The following is a 16,261-nucleotide window of genomic DNA, read 5'->3' as shown; positions in this document are numbered from 1 at the left end:
TGGCCGCTGATAGAAATGCCATTCGTCGCGCCGGCATGAAGCTCGGCCTTTCCACCCACGACATATCGGAGCTGGAGACGGCGCTGGCGGCCGAGCCGGATTATGTTGCGCTCGGGCCGGTCTGGCCGACGATTCTCAAACAGATGAAATGGGCGCCGCAAGGCATTGAACGTGTTGCGGACTGGCGCCGGCGCGTCGGCGCGATACCGCTCGTCGCCATCGGCGGGATCACCGCCGAACGGGCGCCGGTGGTGCTGGAAAGAGGCGCTGATAGTGCCGCCGTGGTCACCGATATCACCCGCAACCCGGATCCCGAGGCCCGCACGCGGCAGTGGCTGGCCGCGACCGCGCCATGGCGATCCGCAAAGTGAGGTATCACCGGTGACCTCTTGATACCGAAGCCGTAAAACTGCGCGGCGACGGAGGCGGGCTCGACGGCCAGGCATGATGCCGCTTGGCGGCCGAGACTTTCGATCTCATCCTAAGTCGTCAATAACATACCGATGATAGCAGGGATGAGAACTTTGCTACGCCTCGTTTGTAAGCGACATAAATTATTCAGAGAGCGACGGCGAAACCAATTGAAGTTAATCCTAAATTAGCCAGTCGCGCGAATTCTTGCGGTTATCTGAGCTGTACAGCCCGCCCTAGAGGACTGGAGAATTGTATGAAACGCCCGACCGTCAAGCAGACCCTGATCGCCGTTTTGTCTGTCATCTGTGCCTTCCTGATTGCCTTGTCGTACAATTCTCTCAGTACAATTTCGACACTGAACGACAGTGCTCAGCAGATTGGCGGCTTCTGGATGAAGCGGATGATCACCGCCCGGGATATCAAGGGAAACTTCTCTGATCTGAAGCTGGCCTATGCGCGGTACTTGCTGGAGGCCTCGCCTGAGAAGCAAGCCGCCGAGGCGAAGCTGATCGACGAGGCGAACGCCGCGGTCGAGCGAGCAATCCGAGAATATGTGGCGGGCGTCCGCACGGAGAAAGGCCGCGAGCTGATCAAAGACGTCGAGACAGGGCTCAAGAAATATAGCGAGTTTGCGCAGCAAATGGTCCAACTGCACGACAACGGCAAGGCCGCCGAGGCGGTCGGCCTCTTTCGGGAGAGTATGGAGGCACAATCTGATCTGGTGAACCAGGAGATTGCTGACCTGGTGGCGTTCATTCTCGGACAGACCGAAACATATGTGACCACAAGCAACGCGACGGCGAGCTACGCGTTCACGACCACGGCATTAATTGCCGCCCTTTCGATTCTGGTCACTTCGGCTGGAGCACTGTTTGCCGTTTTCGGCATCGCCAATCCGATCCGATGGATCGCCTCCGCCATGAAGACCCTTTCCGACGGCGATCTGCAGAGCGAAATCCCCTATGCTGGCCGCGCCGACGAAATCGGGGCGATGGCAGGAGCAGTGGAAGTGTTTCGACAGAACGCGATCAACGTTCTTCGATTGGAGCAGGAAGCAGCGATATCGCGAAGCCAGTCGGAGGCGGAGCGCGCTGCCGCACAGGAGCGCGCCGAACGGGAAGCGCAGCAGTTGCGCTTTGCGACAACGACGCTTGGCGATGGATTGAGACGCCTTGCGGGCGGTGACGTTTCTTTCCAGTTGGCGGAGCCGTTCGCTCCGGAATACGAGAGGTTGCGTGGGGATTTCAATGCTTCGCTTAGGCAACTCGGCACAACCATTGGCGCTGTACTGCAGACGGTGCACAGCATCGACACCGGAACATGCGAAATCGCCTCCGGTGCGCAAGATCTGTCCAAGCGGACCGAACAGCAGGCGGCCTCCCTGGAGGAGACTGCGGCAGCCCTCGATGAGATTACTGCCAATGTGACGACCGCCTCGAAGCGAACCGAGGAGGCTCGCAATGTCGCCCAGGCGGCTAACGTCAGTGCAGAACGTTCTGCTTCCGTTGTATCTCATGCCGAACAGGCGATGCGGCGGATAGAGGAAAGCTCCGAACGAATATCGAGCATTATCGGCGTCATCGACGACATCGCTTTCCAGACCAATCTTCTTGCCCTGAATGCCGGCGTCGAGGCAGCACGGGCCGGCGAGGCCGGCAAAGGTTTTGCCGTTGTCGCTCAGGAGGTTCGCGAGCTTGCCCAGCGGGCAGCGACGGCGGCGAAGGAAATCAAGGGCCTTATCCAAAAGTCCTCCACCGAAGTCGGCACCGGCGTAAGACTGGTTCTCGAGACTGGCCAGTCGTTGAACGAAATCAGCGAGCAAGTGTCTCAGATCAACCGGTTGATGGAAGCGATCGCGACCTCTGCGCGTGAACAGTCCACCGGACTTGCCGAAATCAATACGGCCGTCAATCAGATGGACCAGTCGACTCAGCAGAATGCGGCGATGGTCGAGCAATCCACCGCAGCGGCCGCGTCATTGTCGGCTGAGGCGAGCAGGCTGCGCGAACTGGTCAATCAGTTCACCCTCGACCGTGACCCCGCTCAGGCCGCTAAGCCTAGACATAGCGTCCGCACCATGGCGGCGTGATGACGATCAGGTACTTGTCCTGAGGTCACCGGGTAGAAGAACCAACAGCCTTGCTCTCGCCGCCGGCAACTCTTTGAGGGGTGGATCAAGAAGAGTGCAAAGTGTTCTGACGCGCGATTTCCAGCTTCAGGACCCTTCTCGCAGAGCATGCTTGACGCGGAGGATAGTGATCGCAACGGTTCCCACAACCACCGGAACGGCAACAAGCATGATCACCGGATCGAAATGGAACCCAGCGTGGTCTGCCGTCTCATATATGAACTTCACCAAGCTCAGCAAATAATAGCTAATCGCAATGATCGAAAAGCCTTCGACCGCGCGCTGGATCTTGACCTGCGTCGCAGCTCGATCCGCCATTGCTTGAATCTGCGTAGCATTCTGGAACTCAATCTCGACCTGAATTCGAGTCTGTAGCAGATCGAGCAGGTGCATCGTCGCTCTCGACAGCTGCTCAAGCCTCAATGCACTTGCCTCGCAAGTACGAACCGCCGGCTTGAACCGCCGCTCGACGAAAGTGCCAAAGCGCTGGAAGCCGGGGACATGGGTTTCCCGTAGAAGCGCGATTCTCTCTTCAACGATTTTCGCGTAGGCGGCGGTCGCTCCGAACCTGTTTCTGGTTTCCGCGGTGGCCGAGATGATATGGGACGAAAGAACCGTGATCTCGTCCAGCAGCTGCTTGTGCTGATGTGCAGGAGTACTCAAGTTGCGATTGGTCAGTTGAACGAGCTCCGCATCATACTGACCGAGAAGCGGTGCCAGACGTCGCGCCTCCGGCAATCCGAGCAGCGCCATTGATCTGTAGGTTTCTATCTCGCAGATGCGGCGCACCATGCGCCCCAGGCGATGTGCGTTCAGGTCCCTGTTGAACAGGATGATCCTGCTTGAATTGTCCGGTCTGACCCTAAAATCGGAGCAGACTTGCGCCGACCCACCACCAATCGAGGACGCCGCTGTATCCCCGAAATCGAAGGATTTTAAAACCGGTCCCAGCTCGTCAGGAGGGTTGCCCAGCACAAGGATAGCAACGTGGCAAACAAGGCGAGGAGCGGTCAACCCTGCCAGCCGCGCAAAATCACCTTCCGCAAGATCAGATTCCGGCCAACGCCCGGGCTCCGAGTGCAATTTCCGCAGGCGTGTGACCGTGACGAATTCAGTATGCCGTTCGACCCTGACTGAAATCTCACCATCGACTTCCAGGCTATCGTGGAACTCTTTGATCGCCCCATCCAAGGGCATGAACGCAATGTGCTCGACGATCGCCGGGCCGGTAAAATAAATGGACGGACGAGCGTGAAGCTCGGAGTTGAAATCTGCTGTTTGCAGTCCGACAGTCGCTGGGCTGGCGACGTGCTGCGCAGAAGCAGACGTCGTGGTTGAAACTGCTTCCTCTGCGCGATTCGAACTCAAATCCATCTTCCCCGTCCCACCAAACGCCACCGGCCAACTTATATGAACCGAACGCGATCAACTTGAAAGCCCTGCTGCCTGCTCATCAAGCGGCCTGGAACTGTTACCCGGTCGATCGGCTTCCCTACTCATCGCTGCCGCTATCGCCGCGATTGCGGGAGTAAAGAACCTGAGAAGGCGCTGCCCGCTTCGTTGACCTCACCATCGCGCATCCCCTGGGGGACCTCTTACGACTTGGCGTGCTGTGTATCCCGCGCGGTCAAGCGGTTCGCACGCTTGCTCACGCAGCCATATGCATGGCCTTTTGGGTGCGGGGTGGATGTCGTCCGTGCGCATCAACGCAAAATGCCATGCCGCCCCGCTGCCCTGGACGGCTGTTCCATAATTCAGCTTACGCCAGACTCGCCACCTGAGGTTGCATTGAACTATACGCGCAACCATCCCATCACCAGCACTCATGGGAACAGCCAGTTTTCGACGCGCAAGTCCTGGTAAACCGTAAAGTCCCGCACATTATTCGTCACGAGGACAGCCTTGAGCGAAACCGCATGAGCGGCTATCAGTTTGTCCAAGTGATCCTTTTTCCGGTCACGTGTCGCGAACCTGAGAGGTCCGTAGGCCCGTGCCGCATCACTATCGAACGGGGCGACAGGGATTGCCTCGATCAGATACTCTAGGTTCGACCGTTCCCTTTCTGCATCCTTCGAGGCAGAAACGCCATATTCGAGTTCCGCGAACGTAATGGCAGACATGACGACATCGCCAACGCGGCATTGAGCAAAACGTCGTGCGACTTGCGGCGGCTGCTCCTTCATCAGATAGATGCACATGTTTGTGTCAAGCATGTAGAGCGGCATTACAGCCTATCCCGTTCGGCCTGCTCCTGATCACCGCGCCCCTCCGCCATGAACGAGTCGTCAAATCTTGCGAAACGCGCCAGTACGCCCTCCAGGGACGGTTTTAGCGGGCGGATGCGGAGCTCGTCACCAATGCGCTCGATTTCAAGCTCCATCTCGGTCTGGCTGTAAGCCAAATCGGCGGGAATTCTCACGGCTTGAGAGTTGCCGTTCTTGAATACTTTTGTCGTATGCATGACATCCTGCTTTCCGAAGTCGAACTCGCCCGTGTACATCATCCGTGTGTACATAATGGATTTGTCGCGGCGATGCAAGTTGCGGGAAGGAAAAGGCCGGACCGCGAGTAGGCCTGCTCAGGCCCGGAGCGCAGGGAACGAAATCCGCGCGTTCAGGTTAGTCCAAGCAAAGCGGCATTTCGTACCCTGGCAAGGTGAACCCGAGGAGCACGTTGTGAATGTTGTATGTTTTCCACGGCAGCGCCGCGATGATCCCGATCGCGCTTTGGTGAGCACCGACGCGGATGAGCGACGGCTCTATAAGTTTGCCCTGCAGTACGAGATGGATGGCAAGAGCTGGGCGACCGACATCTGGGCCTATTCATGCAAGGACGCCGAGGATCGCGTCGCCGCGATGCGGCGGTCGCTGACAATGTGCGGTCAGCTCTATGCCGAGGTGGAGGCCGATGCTCCGACGCACCTCTGAGGACATGCGACGCAGCCGAGAAGACCAGATTATTGCCACTCCTCTCCCGTCACCGGCTGTCGACAGGTCACTTTGCCATGTCGTCTGGAACAGTTTGTTTCTCCAAGAGTTCGGGTCGCAAAATATCTGCCAGGGATTTCCTTCGACAATGTCGGGAGGCAAAAATGTCAGCGCGATCGAAACATCCGCCAACAATTGGTGAGAACACGCCTGCGGCTGGCGGATGGGCGGCGGCGAGATCTCTTGGAGAAATTCTTCTGCGCGAACACGTCCCCCGATCGGGGCCGTCGCTGCTTTCCCATCACAACAAACCAGACGGCTACATGTGTGTCAGTTGCGCCTGGGCCAAGCCTGCAAAACCGCATGCGATGGAATTTTGCGAAAGCGGCGCAAAGGCGACCGCCTGGGAGGTCACTTCCCGCCGCGCCGACCGCGCCTTCTTCGCCGCCCATACATTGCATGAGCTGGAGCAGTGGAGCGATCACGATCTCGAAGAGCAAGGTCGCCTGACCCATCCGATGCGGTGGAACCGCTCGACCGACAAATACGAACCGGTGGACTGGAGCGATGCATTCGCGGAGATCGGCGAGGAGCTGCGGTCAATTCCTCCGCGTGAGGTCGATTTCTACACCTCTGGGCGCGCATCCCTCGAGACCTCCTACATGTATCAGCTTTTTGCCCGCATCTTCGGCAGCAACAACCTGCCCGACTCTTCCAACATGTGTCACGAAAGCTCCTCGGTCGGTCTGCCGGAAAGCATCGGAGCCTCCGTCGGCACGGCAATCCTGTCCGATTTCCAGAACTGCGATTGCATTTTCTACATGGCACAGAACGTCGCCACCTCTTCTCCGCGGATGCTGCATGACCTTCAGGACGCCGTCGACCGGGGCGTGAAAATCGTCACCTTCAATCTCTTGCGCGAACCGGGTCTCGAACGTTTCATCAACCCGCAAATGCCGAGCCAGATGCTGACCGGCCGGTCGACGCCGATTTCGTCGGAATATTACCAGGTGAAGAACGGAGGCGACATCGCGGCCCTCTTCGGGGTCTGCAAAGCCTTGATCGAAGCCGACGATGCGATGAAGGCACTGGGCATGAGCAAGGTTTCAGGCTCCGATGCCCTGCCCCATAAACCGGATAATGCTGCGGCGGTCGCCTTCGCCGCTTCGATTGCCGCCGCCGACAAAAAGCATGTTCTCGACCACGATTTCATCAGCACGCATACGTCGGGTTTCGAGGAATTCGCCGAAGCGGCCCGCCGATATGACTGGGCCGAGCTGGAGAGTGTTTCCGGCTTGACCCGCGAGCAGATGATTCAGGCAGCCCGCACCTACGCCCATTCGGAGGCGGTGCTGATGATCTACGGCATGGGTCTCACGCAGCATGTGATGGGTGTCGAGAACGTTCATATGGTCGCCAATCTCGCGCTACTGCGCGGCAATATCGGCAAGCCGGGCGCCAATATCTGCGCCGTGCGCGGCCACTCGAACGTGCAGGGCCAGCGCACGGTCGGGATAACGGAAAAGCCGGACCTCGTGCCGCTCGACAAGCTGAAGGAGCTCTACCAGTTCGAGCCGCCACAGTGGGAAGGTCGCGCGACCGTTGACACCTGCAAGGCGATCATGGCTGGCGAAGCCAAGGCCTTCGTCAGCCTCGGTGGCAATTTCCTGCGCGCTGTCCCGGAAACGGAAGCGATGGAGGAGGCCTGGCGCAAACTCCGCCTGACCGTACAGATTGCGACGAAGCTCAATCGCAGCCACGTCATCCATGGGGAAATCGCCTATCTCCTTCCCTGTCTCGGCCGCATTGAGATCGATGAACAGGCGAGCGGTCCGCAAGCCGTCTCCATCGAAAGTTCCGTGGCGCATTTCCATGGTTCGCGCGGAAAGGCGAAGCCAGCAAGTCAGGAGCTTCTGTCGGAGCCCGCCATCATCGCCGGAATCGCCAAGGCGACGCTGGCGAAGGGCCGAGTCCCGTGGGACGAATGGGTCGGCGATTATTCGAAGATCCGCGATGCGATCGAAGCGACCTATCCCGAGACGTTCAGGGATTTCAACAAACGCATGTTTCAGCCGGGCGGCATTCCGAGACCGGTGCCGGCCAGGGAGCGCAAATGGACGACGCCCAACCAGAAAGCCAATTTCATCACGCCGCCGCGGCTCTTCCCCGAACTCGACATCGGTCCGGGCGACACTGAGGTTCTCAACCTCGCCACATTACGCTCCAACGACCAGTTCAACACGACCATCTACGGTTACAGCGATCGCTACCGCGGCGTGAAGGGATCGCGAAAGGTGGTCTTCATGAACGATGAGGATATTGACAGACTGGGCTTCAAAGAAGGCGATTTCGTCGATCTGACGACTGCCATCGACGTCGCCACATTGCGCCGAGTCGCCGGCTTCAAGATTGCCAGGCACGCGATTCCAACCGGGTGCTGTGCGGCCTATTACCCTGAGGCGAACCCGCTCTTTCCGCTGGCGCATCACGACGCCAAAGCCAAGACCCCGTCCTACAAGATGTTGCCGGTGCGGCTCAGTCTCTCGGCTCTGTCGTCGCGACCCTAACCCAGGTCCCGGCGATGCGCGAAAGCAAGCATGCCTGGTCGGCGGCAGTATCGTTTCTCACAATGGCCGGCGTCTTGGCCGCCGTTGCTTGGGCAACCCGTCCACGCTTGCGTCGCGCCGATACCGCCGTCGCGTCCGGTCCCGATCGGTTCCCTTTGCTTGCCGATAGCACAGTCAAGAAGGAGGGCATCTGGTTGGTCTTGATGTTGCTGCTCTTTGTGTTCGTGATCGGAGCCGCGATGGGCTGGGCTAGACATCCAAGGCAATATCGCGCCGATCCGCCGGTCACATCATCTCTCGATCAGTTCCTGCTGATGCCGGGCGGGATCGGCGGCACACCACCCCACGTGTATTTCGCGCTTGGCAAGCCTTATGAGGTGACCGCCTATGATCTGAGCCAGGGCAAGCGCCTTTATTCCTGGTTCGGCTGCGCTAGTTGCCATGGAGACGGACGAGGCGGGACCGGCCCTTCGTTTCTTGACGGCTGGTGGTTTTATGGCTCGGAAATGGTATCGGTCGTGGCATCCATACGCGACGGACGGCCTCACGGCATGCCTGCCTTCGCGAACAAAATGACGAGCGACCAGATCTGGCAGCTCGCCGGCTATGTCAGGACGATCGGCGCCTATTCCGCCCTCTATACCGCGCCGAGCCGCAACGACGACAAGCATACGAGACCGGCCGAGAACCGGGCGCCGGCCGCAACTCTTTTCGAGGAAGGCCCGGTAGGCGTCCGCTCCGATCGAGGTGTCCGGCCTTGAAGATCGCCGCGGCATGCACCTTGTTTCTGTCCGGCTGCGCTGCCGGGACGCAATCGGCGCTGAATGCGGACGGACCTGCCGCTTCGGAACTCAGAAGCTTGATACTCCTGTTTGTCGCCGTCTGCGGCGTTGTCTTCGTGCTAGTCATGAGCGTCATGGCATGGGCGCTGGTTCGCAGGAAAAACCAGGCCCCCGGTGAACCGCAGTCCGAGCGTTCCATGGGCAGGGTCGTTAACGGCGCGATCGTGATGACTTTCCTGGTCATAAGCTTCCTGACAATCACCAGTTTTTACGCAACCAATGGCGTCGACCGCGGCCGGGACAATCAGCCGACCATCGCCGTTCGCGGGCAGCAGTGGTGGTGGCAGTTTACCTATCTCGATGCGGATCCCGCCAAGACATTCCAGACCGCCAACGAGCTGCATATCCCGGTGGGAACCGATGTCCGGCTGCGCCTGGACGCGACTGATGTCATTCATTCGTTCTGGGTGCCGAACCTGACGGGAAAGCAGGATCTGGTCCCCGGCCGCGATAACCGTCTGACGCTGCATGCCACCAAAGCCGGCATCTATCGCGGCCAATGCGCCGAATTCTGCGGCCTGCAGCACAGCCACATGGCACTGTTGGTGATCGCCGAGGAGCCGGAGGACTATGCCAGATGGCTGGAGTCGCAGAGAGAAACGGCAGCCGCACCGACCGATGGTGATGCCGCGGCGGGAGAGCTCGTCTTCATGAGCAAGCCTTGCGCCGCCTGCCACACCATCCGCGGCACCGAGGCGTCGGGCACCTCCGGACCTGACCTCACCCATGTCGGCAGCCGCAGCATGATTGCGGCGGGGCGGCTGGAGAATACGCGGGGATCGGTTGCGGCATGGATTGCCGACCCGCAAACGCTGAAGCCGGGCAACAACATGCCGTTGGTCCCCCTCACCGGCGAAGAGCTGAGACAGTTGAGCGCCTACATGAGTGGTCTGCGATGACCGGCACCGGCAGAACCCCTTCCCCAGCCGATCTGGCTGCCGGCAATGAAGAGGCGGAAGCCTTCCTCAGGCGCACATGGTCGACTCCTTCCGGATTGCTGGCAGCGCTCTCCACGGTCGATCACAAGATCATCGGTCGGCGCTATATCGCGACAGCCTTTGTCTTTCTCATTCTCGGCGGCGTGCTGGCGCTTGTGATGCGTATCCAGCTCGCCTTCCCCGAGGCCCGCTTCGTCAGCGCGGACCGGTACAATCAGATCTTCACCGTGCACGGCAGCAACATGATGTTCCTGTTTGCGGTGCCGGTCATGGAGGCAATGGCGGTCTATCTCGTTCCTCTGATGGTCGGAACCCGCAACATCGCCTTTCCCAGGCTGAACGCCTTCTCCTACTGGATCTATCTCGCCGGAGGGCTGCTGCTGTGGATCTCGCTTGCCCTCGATACCGCCCCCGATGTCGGCTGGTTCTCCTACGTGCCTCTGTCCGGCCCGCAATATGGCGCGGGGAAACGGGCGGACCTCTGGGCACAGATGATCACCTTCACCGAGGTGTCCGCCCTTGCCGTTGCCGTCGAGATCGTCGTGACGGTCTTCAAGCTGCGCGCGCCCGGCATGTCGCTCGATCGGATACCCGTCTTCGTCTGGTCGATGCTGGTCACCGCCTTTCTGGTCATCCTGGCCATGCCGGCGATCATGTTCGCCAGCTCATCGCTCATTCTCGACCGGCTGGTCGGCACCCAGTTCTATAATCCTGCGGAAGGGGGCGACGTCCTCCTCTGGCAGCACCTGTTCTGGTTCTTCGGCCATCCCGAAGTCTACATCATCTTCCTGCCGGCCGTCGGCATCGTCTCCGCCATGATCTCCACCTTCACACAGCGTCCGGTCTTCGGCTATATGCCGCTGGTGCTGGCGATGATCGCCACCGGAATTCTCTCCTTCGGCCTATGGGTGCACCACATGTTCGTGGCCGGCCTGCCGCGGCTGGGGAGCAGCTTTTTCACCGCCTCGAGCATGGCGATCGCCATTCCCGCCGGTACCCAGATCTTCTGCTGGCTGGCAACGCTGTGGGATGGCCGTCCGGTGTTCAAGACACCGCTGCTTTTCATCATCGGCTTCCTCATCACCTTCGTCATCGGCGGCCTGACCGGCGTGATGGTGGCGTCGGTGCCCCTCGATACTCAGGTCCACGACACCTATTTCGTCGTCGCCCATTTCCACTATGTCCTGATCGGCGGCTCCGTCTTCCCGCTGATCGGCGCGATCTACTACTGGTTTCCAAAGATGACCGGGCGGATGATGAGCGAAAGGCTCGGACGGTGGGCCTTCGGCCTGATCTTCACAGGCTTCCACCTGACTTTCTTCCCAATGCACATCCTGGGGCTCCAGGGCATGCCGCGGCGCGTCTACACCTATCCGCCCGAGCTGCCCTGGGCCGGTTTGAACCTGTTCGTCAGCCTCAGCGCCTTTATCCTGGCCGCCGGCTTCCTGGTCTTCTTCATCGATGCCCTGCGCAGCTTCCGCCATGGCCCGCCGGCCGGCCGCAATCCCTGGAATGCGTCAACATTGGAATGGGCCGTGCCTTCGCCCCCTCCCCCCTATAATTTTCGGCATATTCCGGTGGTCGAATCGCGCGAGCCGCTCTGGATGTCGGGCGAGACATTGGCGGTGGCGACGGGACTTCGGCTCGATCGGCGGGAACTGATCGTCAGCAGCGTCACATCAGGCGAGCCGGAGGCGCGGGAGGCCTCGCCAGCCGATTCCATCTGGCCGTTTCTGGCCGCCATTGCCACCAGCATCATGCTGATCGGCTCGATCTTCAGCCCGTGGGCCGTCGTCTGGGGAGCCGTTCCGGTGGCGATCACTCTGACAGGATGGTTCTGGCCCAAGCAAACACCGGAGGACGAGACATGAAGGAGCGCGTGGTCACCGATCTCTCGAAGCTTCCCTTGCACGGCCTGGGCACCGCCAGCCTGACCTTCTGGGGCACCAGCGCCTTCATGCTGATTGAAGGCATGGGATTCGCTCTGGCGATCGTCGTCTACTTCTATCTCATGAGCCTGGCGCCGCATTGGCCGATCGAAGCCCCTGCCCCGGATCTCCTTCCCGGCACGATCCTGACCCTGCTGCTTCTCGTCAGCATCGTGCCGAATATGCTCGTCGCGCGGTGGGCGAAGCAGAGGGATCTCCGCAAGGTGCGCGCGGGACTGATCATCATGGCGCTTCTCGGAGCGGCACCCCTCATACCCCGCGCCTACGAATTTCCTGCCCTCCACATAGGCTGGGACGACGACGCCTACGGATCGATCGTCTGGACAATGCTCGGCCTGCACGCGACCCACATCATCACCGATCTCGTCGATACCGTCGTCCTCGCCTGCCTGATGTTTTCGAAGCATGGTGACAATGCGCGGCGCTACGGCGATGTCGAAGATAACGCGCTCTACTGGAACTTTGTCGTGCTCGCCTGGCTTCCGCTCTACGGATGCATCTATTGGGTGCCGCGGCTATGAGAACAGCAACGACAATCGCTTTTCTTCTCATGGCGACACCGGGACTGGCACATGAAGGCCATGCCCATTCGAATTCCTTCACATGGACGGCCGATCCCTGGATAATCGCGCCGCTCGCAGTTTGCGCAGCCCTCTATGCAAGTGGAAGCCTTCGCTTGATGTCGCGATCATCCGCTGGCCGGCGCGCCTTCGCGCACCGGCTTTTGGCCTATTGGGCCGGCTGGCTGGTGCTTGCCGGCGCGCTTGTCTCTCCCCTGCATTGGCTTGGAGAACAACTTTTCACCTTCCATATGATCGAACATGAACTGCTCATGGCGGTTGCCGCGCCGCTCATCGTATCGGCACGGCCGTCGGCCGTGCTGCTCTGGGGGCTGCCAAGGATCGTCAGGCGCCGGACAGGACAGGTGCTCGCCTCGCGCATGGTTCGCAAGACCTGGAGGTTGCTCAGCAACGGCACTGTCGCGACGCTGCTGCATGGGGCGGCAATCTGGGCATGGCATGCGCCTGTCCTGTTCGACGCCGCGATTGAAAGCACGCCGCTCCACCGGCTGCAGCATCTTTCCTTTTTTGTAAGTGCCGTCCTGTTCTGGTGGTCCGTCATCTGGAAGACGAACAGGGGGCTGGCGGCCTGGCACCTTTTCCTGACGATGCTGCATATGAGCATTCTCGGGGCCCTCATCGCCCTGTCACCCAACGTGCTCTACGTCGTGCAGACACGCTCATCCGGGGTTTGGGGGCTGTCGCCGCTCGAAGACCAGCAGATGGCAGGCCTGGTAATGTGGGTTCCTGCCGCCATCGTCTACGCCGCTGTTGCGCTGGCGCTGACGGCTTTGTGGATCAGGGCTTCCGGAAAGGGAGGCGCAGATGGAACACGCATCGTCGCCCCATAATTCCCTTCGCCCCGCCTTGGTGATCGCCGCCTGCGTGGTGAGCCTGACGGCGGCATTGACCTTGACCGACATCTACCGGCAGCGATCCGAAAGGCAGGCTGTTGCCGTCGCCATGACGAAAGGCGATCCGGCGCGGGCGCCGGCGATTTTTCGCCGATATGGCTGCGCCGGATGTCACACCATTCCGGATATCGAGGGGGCTGACGGCAAGGTCGGCGGCGATCTTTCCGGTCTGCGCGAGCGGGTCTACATTGCCGGCGTGCTCAACAATTCCGCCGACAACCTCGTCGGCTGGATCGTCGCGCCGCAGGCCCATTCGCCAAAGACGGCGATGCCGGCCACCGGGATATCCGAACAGGAGGCCCGCGATCTGGCAGCCTATCTCTATGCTCGTTAGAAATCTGGGTTTCCGATCAACCCGCCTTTGAAGTTGCTCGGATCATCACGGCGCTCGACAGCGCGAGATTGTCGCTGAGCTGACCAACCGCGGCGCCGACGTGAAGGCGATACGGCTTTTGACCAATTTCGAGGAGTCGCAGGACATGCATGTGGCGCACCTTGAGAGGCTTAAGGCAGAGTTGCTAGAATGTGACGAGAAGCAACAGGCCGGCGGATCCGCGCTGCGACGGGGCGAGAACTTTACGTCGATCTCTTAGCGACAGCATCCGCTGCAAAAGTCTTTGCGCGTCCCAAAAACGGGGTTGGGGTCGAACGATTGCGGCGTGCAAAACTTGCCCTCCAATGGGATCCCCGTCTGTGACGAAATTCAGCAATTTTCGCCACTGTGATTTAGGAGCGGCTATTCCTACCCGGTATTTGGGGGTTGTAGAAGTGAGGACGTGATTGGTCATGCGCCCTTCTAACATTCTCGCCACCCCGCAATGAAAACCCCATCAACCGCTCGTATTCCGCCTCCGGAATGCCATAAGAACCACTGGCCTTGAGAATGAGGCCCTCGCGATCGAGGACGATTACCTTTCCTCGTACCGACCGGATGAGTTTTTCGCCTTCTAGAATTGGAAGTACGCCCGTAACTCCTGAACGCCGGACGCCGAGCATCGAAGATATATGCTCGTGGGTCAGAAGCAGCACCTGGCCTTCCGATCGATCATCGAGCATAAGCAGCAAACGGGCCAGTCTCTGTTCGATGGAATATCGGCTGTTGGCGAGGGCCGTATAACCAATTTGAATTGCGAGCGTCCTTGAAAACGTTGATGAAAGCGATCGCAACTGCGGTGCCCTCTGCGTCAGACGAAGGAAGCTGTCGACGTCGGTGCGCTGCGCGGTTCCTTCGGTCTGCACCACAAGCTTGTAGGGAGTGCGCCAATCGCCCTCCAACAACCCCGTGCCGGTTACCCCTTCACGCCCGATAAGGCCAACCTCTACCTGTGAGTCATCCAGCGACGAGGCGACCAGCGAGACCGTCCCGCTTTCAATGAAGGAAACCGTCGTGATCTCTCCAAACTGCCTTTCAAGAACCTCGCCTTGAACCAGCTGAACCTGCTTGAGAAGCGGCCGGATAAGATCATCTTCTCGCGGAGAAAGAGCGGAAAGAACGAGATTCTTCTGACCGCCTGATGACCTCGCCGTCGAACCTCGGCACTCGGAAAGGGCAGTATAAATCGCGCTCGTGTCCAGCGGTTTTTCCACGAAAATCCGATCCGCAAAGCGGGGAGGCACGACATCACGGCTGTAGCCGGTTGCGAAGAAGAACGGGATATTGCGCTTAGCCAGCGCATCGGCGACAGGGAACACCATCGTTCCACCGAGATTGATGTCCAGAATGGCCACTTCAATTTGGGAATCTTCGATATATTGCAACGCTCGTTCGACGCTCGGTGCAGGCCCGACTATCTTGATTCCGGTTGCTGTCAGCTTCGATGCGAGTTCGCTGGCGAGAGCGTAATCGTCCTCGACGACCAGGACAGCCTTTTGCGCGAATTCGTCAAAAGCCGTATTCATGACGATCTGCCTCTCACATTATACCTGTTCACTCAAAACGTTGCGGCCATTGCACTGTTCCGTCGCCCAACCTGATGACGTTGCATCAATAATAGCTTAATCCCCCCGTTCTCGCGTTCTTCAATATCACTCGATCGGCGATACGCATCAAGGATGGGACGTCGGGCGCGGCGGCAGCGACTTCAGGTATCGGGCGATAGCCATCCGGTCGGCCTCCGGGAGCTCCGCCGTATTCTCGACCACATCCGCCATGGACCAGCCGACATAGCCGTGACCCGGCGTCCTGCCGCTGTGAAGCATTTCGGCGACATCCTGCTCCGACCACGAGCTGATACCTGTCGGCGTGATGTTAGGGTTGAAGCCGACACCTTCAGAACTCACTCCGCCGGCGAACCTGGTTTTTGGCTTTAACGCGCCGAATATGTTGCGGGATGAGTGGCACTCGGCGCAATGACCGAGCGTCTCCACGAGATAGGCACCGCGATCATGCACGGGATCGCCGCTCAGCGCTGCTTCCGATCTGCCTTCGTGGAAGAACAGAAGCTTCCAGAAGCCGACGAAGCGGCGGATGCGAAACAAGGGGGAAATATCGTGTGGCTGCGGGCGCTCCGGCACGGGCGAAAGCGTATGCAGAAAGGCGTATAGATCTCTGACGTCGCCGAGAGTCATCCCCGTGTAGCTGGGATAGGGGAATACCGGGTAATAATGCTGCCCTGAGGGAGAGACCCCTGAAATCAGCGCGTTGGCGAGATCGGCAACCGACCACGATCCGATACCGGCCTCTGGGTCGGACGAGATATTGGGAACTCTGAAGGTTCCATAGGGTGAGGCCAGGGCAAGATCTCCTCCGAGCCTTAAGCGGTCCGGCTGACCGGGGGAAGCATGACAGGAGGAGCAGCCGCCTGCAGCAAAGACCACTCTGCCGCGCTCGGCATCCCCCGGCGTCAGCGTGGGATCGCCGGCAGCGAAGCGTGGATGCGGCCTCGTCAGCAGCCAGGTTGCGAGGCAGACAAGGAGGACCGCGGCGACAGCGGTCGAAAACAATCGGGCACCTTTCACCATTCTGGACCCGCTAGAGCAATTCCGGGAAAACTATGAAACAGTTTTCCGTCCGGAGTTGCGA

At 59.7% G+C, this 16,261-nt stretch carries 15 protein-coding genes; 10 read left to right on the top strand and 5 right to left on the bottom strand.

Annotated features, from left to right (window positions below; genetic code table 11):
• A partial coding sequence (locus tag HJB91_RS24755; RefSeq protein ID WP_221156039.1) for a thiamine phosphate synthase occupies window positions 1-371 on the top strand: 371 nt, incomplete at its 5' end.
• A gap of 296 nt (window positions 372-667) precedes the next feature.
• On the top strand, window positions 668-2,503 hold the full coding sequence (locus HJB91_RS24750; protein WP_221147568.1) for a methyl-accepting chemotaxis protein: 1,836 nt from the start codon (window positions 668-670) through the stop codon (window positions 2,501-2,503).
• Window positions 2,504-2,629: 126 nt separating this feature from the next.
• On the opposite strand, the gene HJB91_RS24745 is transcribed toward HJB91_RS24750, so the two are convergent.
• The 3 genes from HJB91_RS24745 to HJB91_RS24735 form a co-directional block, all read right to left on the bottom strand.
• Window positions 2,630-3,910: a DUF3422 domain-containing protein gene (locus HJB91_RS24745; protein WP_210633799.1), complete on the bottom strand. Its 1,281-nt coding sequence runs from the start codon at window positions 3,908-3,910 to the stop codon at window positions 2,630-2,632.
• Window positions 3,911-4,365: 455 nt separating this feature from the next.
• A complete protein-coding gene (locus HJB91_RS24740; protein WP_210633779.1) occupies window positions 4,366-4,767 on the bottom strand; it encodes a type II toxin-antitoxin system VapC family toxin in 402 nt (133 codons plus the stop codon).
• Window positions 4,767-5,003 (bottom strand): antitoxin, encoded by a 237-nt coding sequence (locus tag HJB91_RS24735; RefSeq protein ID WP_210633778.1) that lies wholly within the window; start codon window positions 5,001-5,003, stop codon window positions 4,767-4,769. Before HJB91_RS24735 ends, HJB91_RS24740 begins: the two co-directional genes overlap by 1 nt.
• A 214-nt stretch (window positions 5,004-5,217) precedes the next feature.
• Between HJB91_RS24735 and HJB91_RS24730 the strand changes: the two genes are divergently transcribed.
• The 8 genes from HJB91_RS24730 (at window position 5,218) to HJB91_RS24695 (ending at window position 13,573) form a co-directional block, all read left to right on the top strand.
• On the top strand, window positions 5,218-5,469 hold the full coding sequence (locus HJB91_RS24730) for a hypothetical protein (protein ID WP_210633777.1): 252 nt from the start codon (window positions 5,218-5,220) through the stop codon (window positions 5,467-5,469).
• Between the two features lie 164 nt (window positions 5,470-5,633).
• Entirely contained in the window at window positions 5,634-8,036 is a 2,403-nt protein-coding gene (locus HJB91_RS24725; protein WP_221156038.1) for an FdhF/YdeP family oxidoreductase, read from the top strand.
• A 203-nt stretch (window positions 8,037-8,239) separates the two neighbouring features.
• Window positions 8,240-8,797: a cytochrome c gene (locus tag HJB91_RS24720; RefSeq protein WP_210633774.1), complete on the top strand. Its 558-nt coding sequence runs from the start codon at window positions 8,240-8,242 to the stop codon at window positions 8,795-8,797.
• Window positions 8,794-9,777: a cytochrome c oxidase subunit II gene (gene coxB / locus HJB91_RS24715; RefSeq protein ID WP_210633772.1), complete on the top strand. Its 984-nt coding sequence runs from the start codon at window positions 8,794-8,796 to the stop codon at window positions 9,775-9,777. The genes HJB91_RS24720 and coxB overlap by 4 nt, the downstream gene beginning before the upstream one ends.
• On the top strand, window positions 9,774-11,687 hold the full coding sequence (ctaD, locus tag HJB91_RS24710; protein ID WP_210633771.1) for a cytochrome c oxidase subunit I: 1,914 nt from the start codon (window positions 9,774-9,776) through the stop codon (window positions 11,685-11,687). The genes coxB and ctaD overlap by 4 nt, the downstream gene beginning before the upstream one ends.
• On the top strand, window positions 11,684-12,286 hold the full coding sequence (locus HJB91_RS24705) for a cytochrome c oxidase subunit 3 (protein ID WP_210633769.1): 603 nt from the start codon (window positions 11,684-11,686) through the stop codon (window positions 12,284-12,286). The genes ctaD and HJB91_RS24705 overlap by 4 nt, the downstream gene beginning before the upstream one ends.
• A complete protein-coding gene (locus tag HJB91_RS24700) occupies window positions 12,283-13,176 on the top strand; it encodes a cytochrome c oxidase assembly protein (RefSeq protein ID WP_221156037.1) in 894 nt (297 codons plus the stop codon). The genes HJB91_RS24705 and HJB91_RS24700 overlap by 4 nt, the downstream gene beginning before the upstream one ends.
• Window positions 13,151-13,573, top strand: a complete 423-nt coding sequence (locus HJB91_RS24695) for a cytochrome c family protein (protein ID WP_221156036.1) — start codon at window positions 13,151-13,153, stop codon at window positions 13,571-13,573. The genes HJB91_RS24700 and HJB91_RS24695 overlap by 26 nt, the downstream gene beginning before the upstream one ends.
• 392 nt (window positions 13,574-13,965) lie before the next feature.
• On the opposite strand, the gene HJB91_RS24690 is transcribed toward HJB91_RS24695, so the two are convergent.
• Both HJB91_RS24690 and HJB91_RS24685 read right to left on the bottom strand, forming a co-directional pair.
• Window positions 13,966-15,138, bottom strand: coding sequence for a helix-turn-helix domain-containing protein (locus tag HJB91_RS24690; RefSeq protein ID WP_221156035.1), 1,173 nt, complete (start codon window positions 15,136-15,138; stop codon window positions 13,966-13,968).
• A gap of 147 nt (window positions 15,139-15,285) precedes the next feature.
• On the bottom strand, window positions 15,286-16,200 hold the full coding sequence (locus HJB91_RS24685) for a cytochrome c (RefSeq protein WP_210633762.1): 915 nt from the start codon (window positions 16,198-16,200) through the stop codon (window positions 15,286-15,288).
• Window positions 16,201-16,261 lie beyond the last annotated feature (61 nt).

The sequence above is a fragment of the Rhizobium sp. NLR10b genome, assembly GCF_019685435.1.
In the GTDB taxonomy this organism is placed as follows: Bacteria; Pseudomonadota; Alphaproteobacteria; order Rhizobiales; family Rhizobiaceae; genus Rhizobium.
This window is presented reverse-complemented; position numbering and strand designations above follow the sequence as displayed.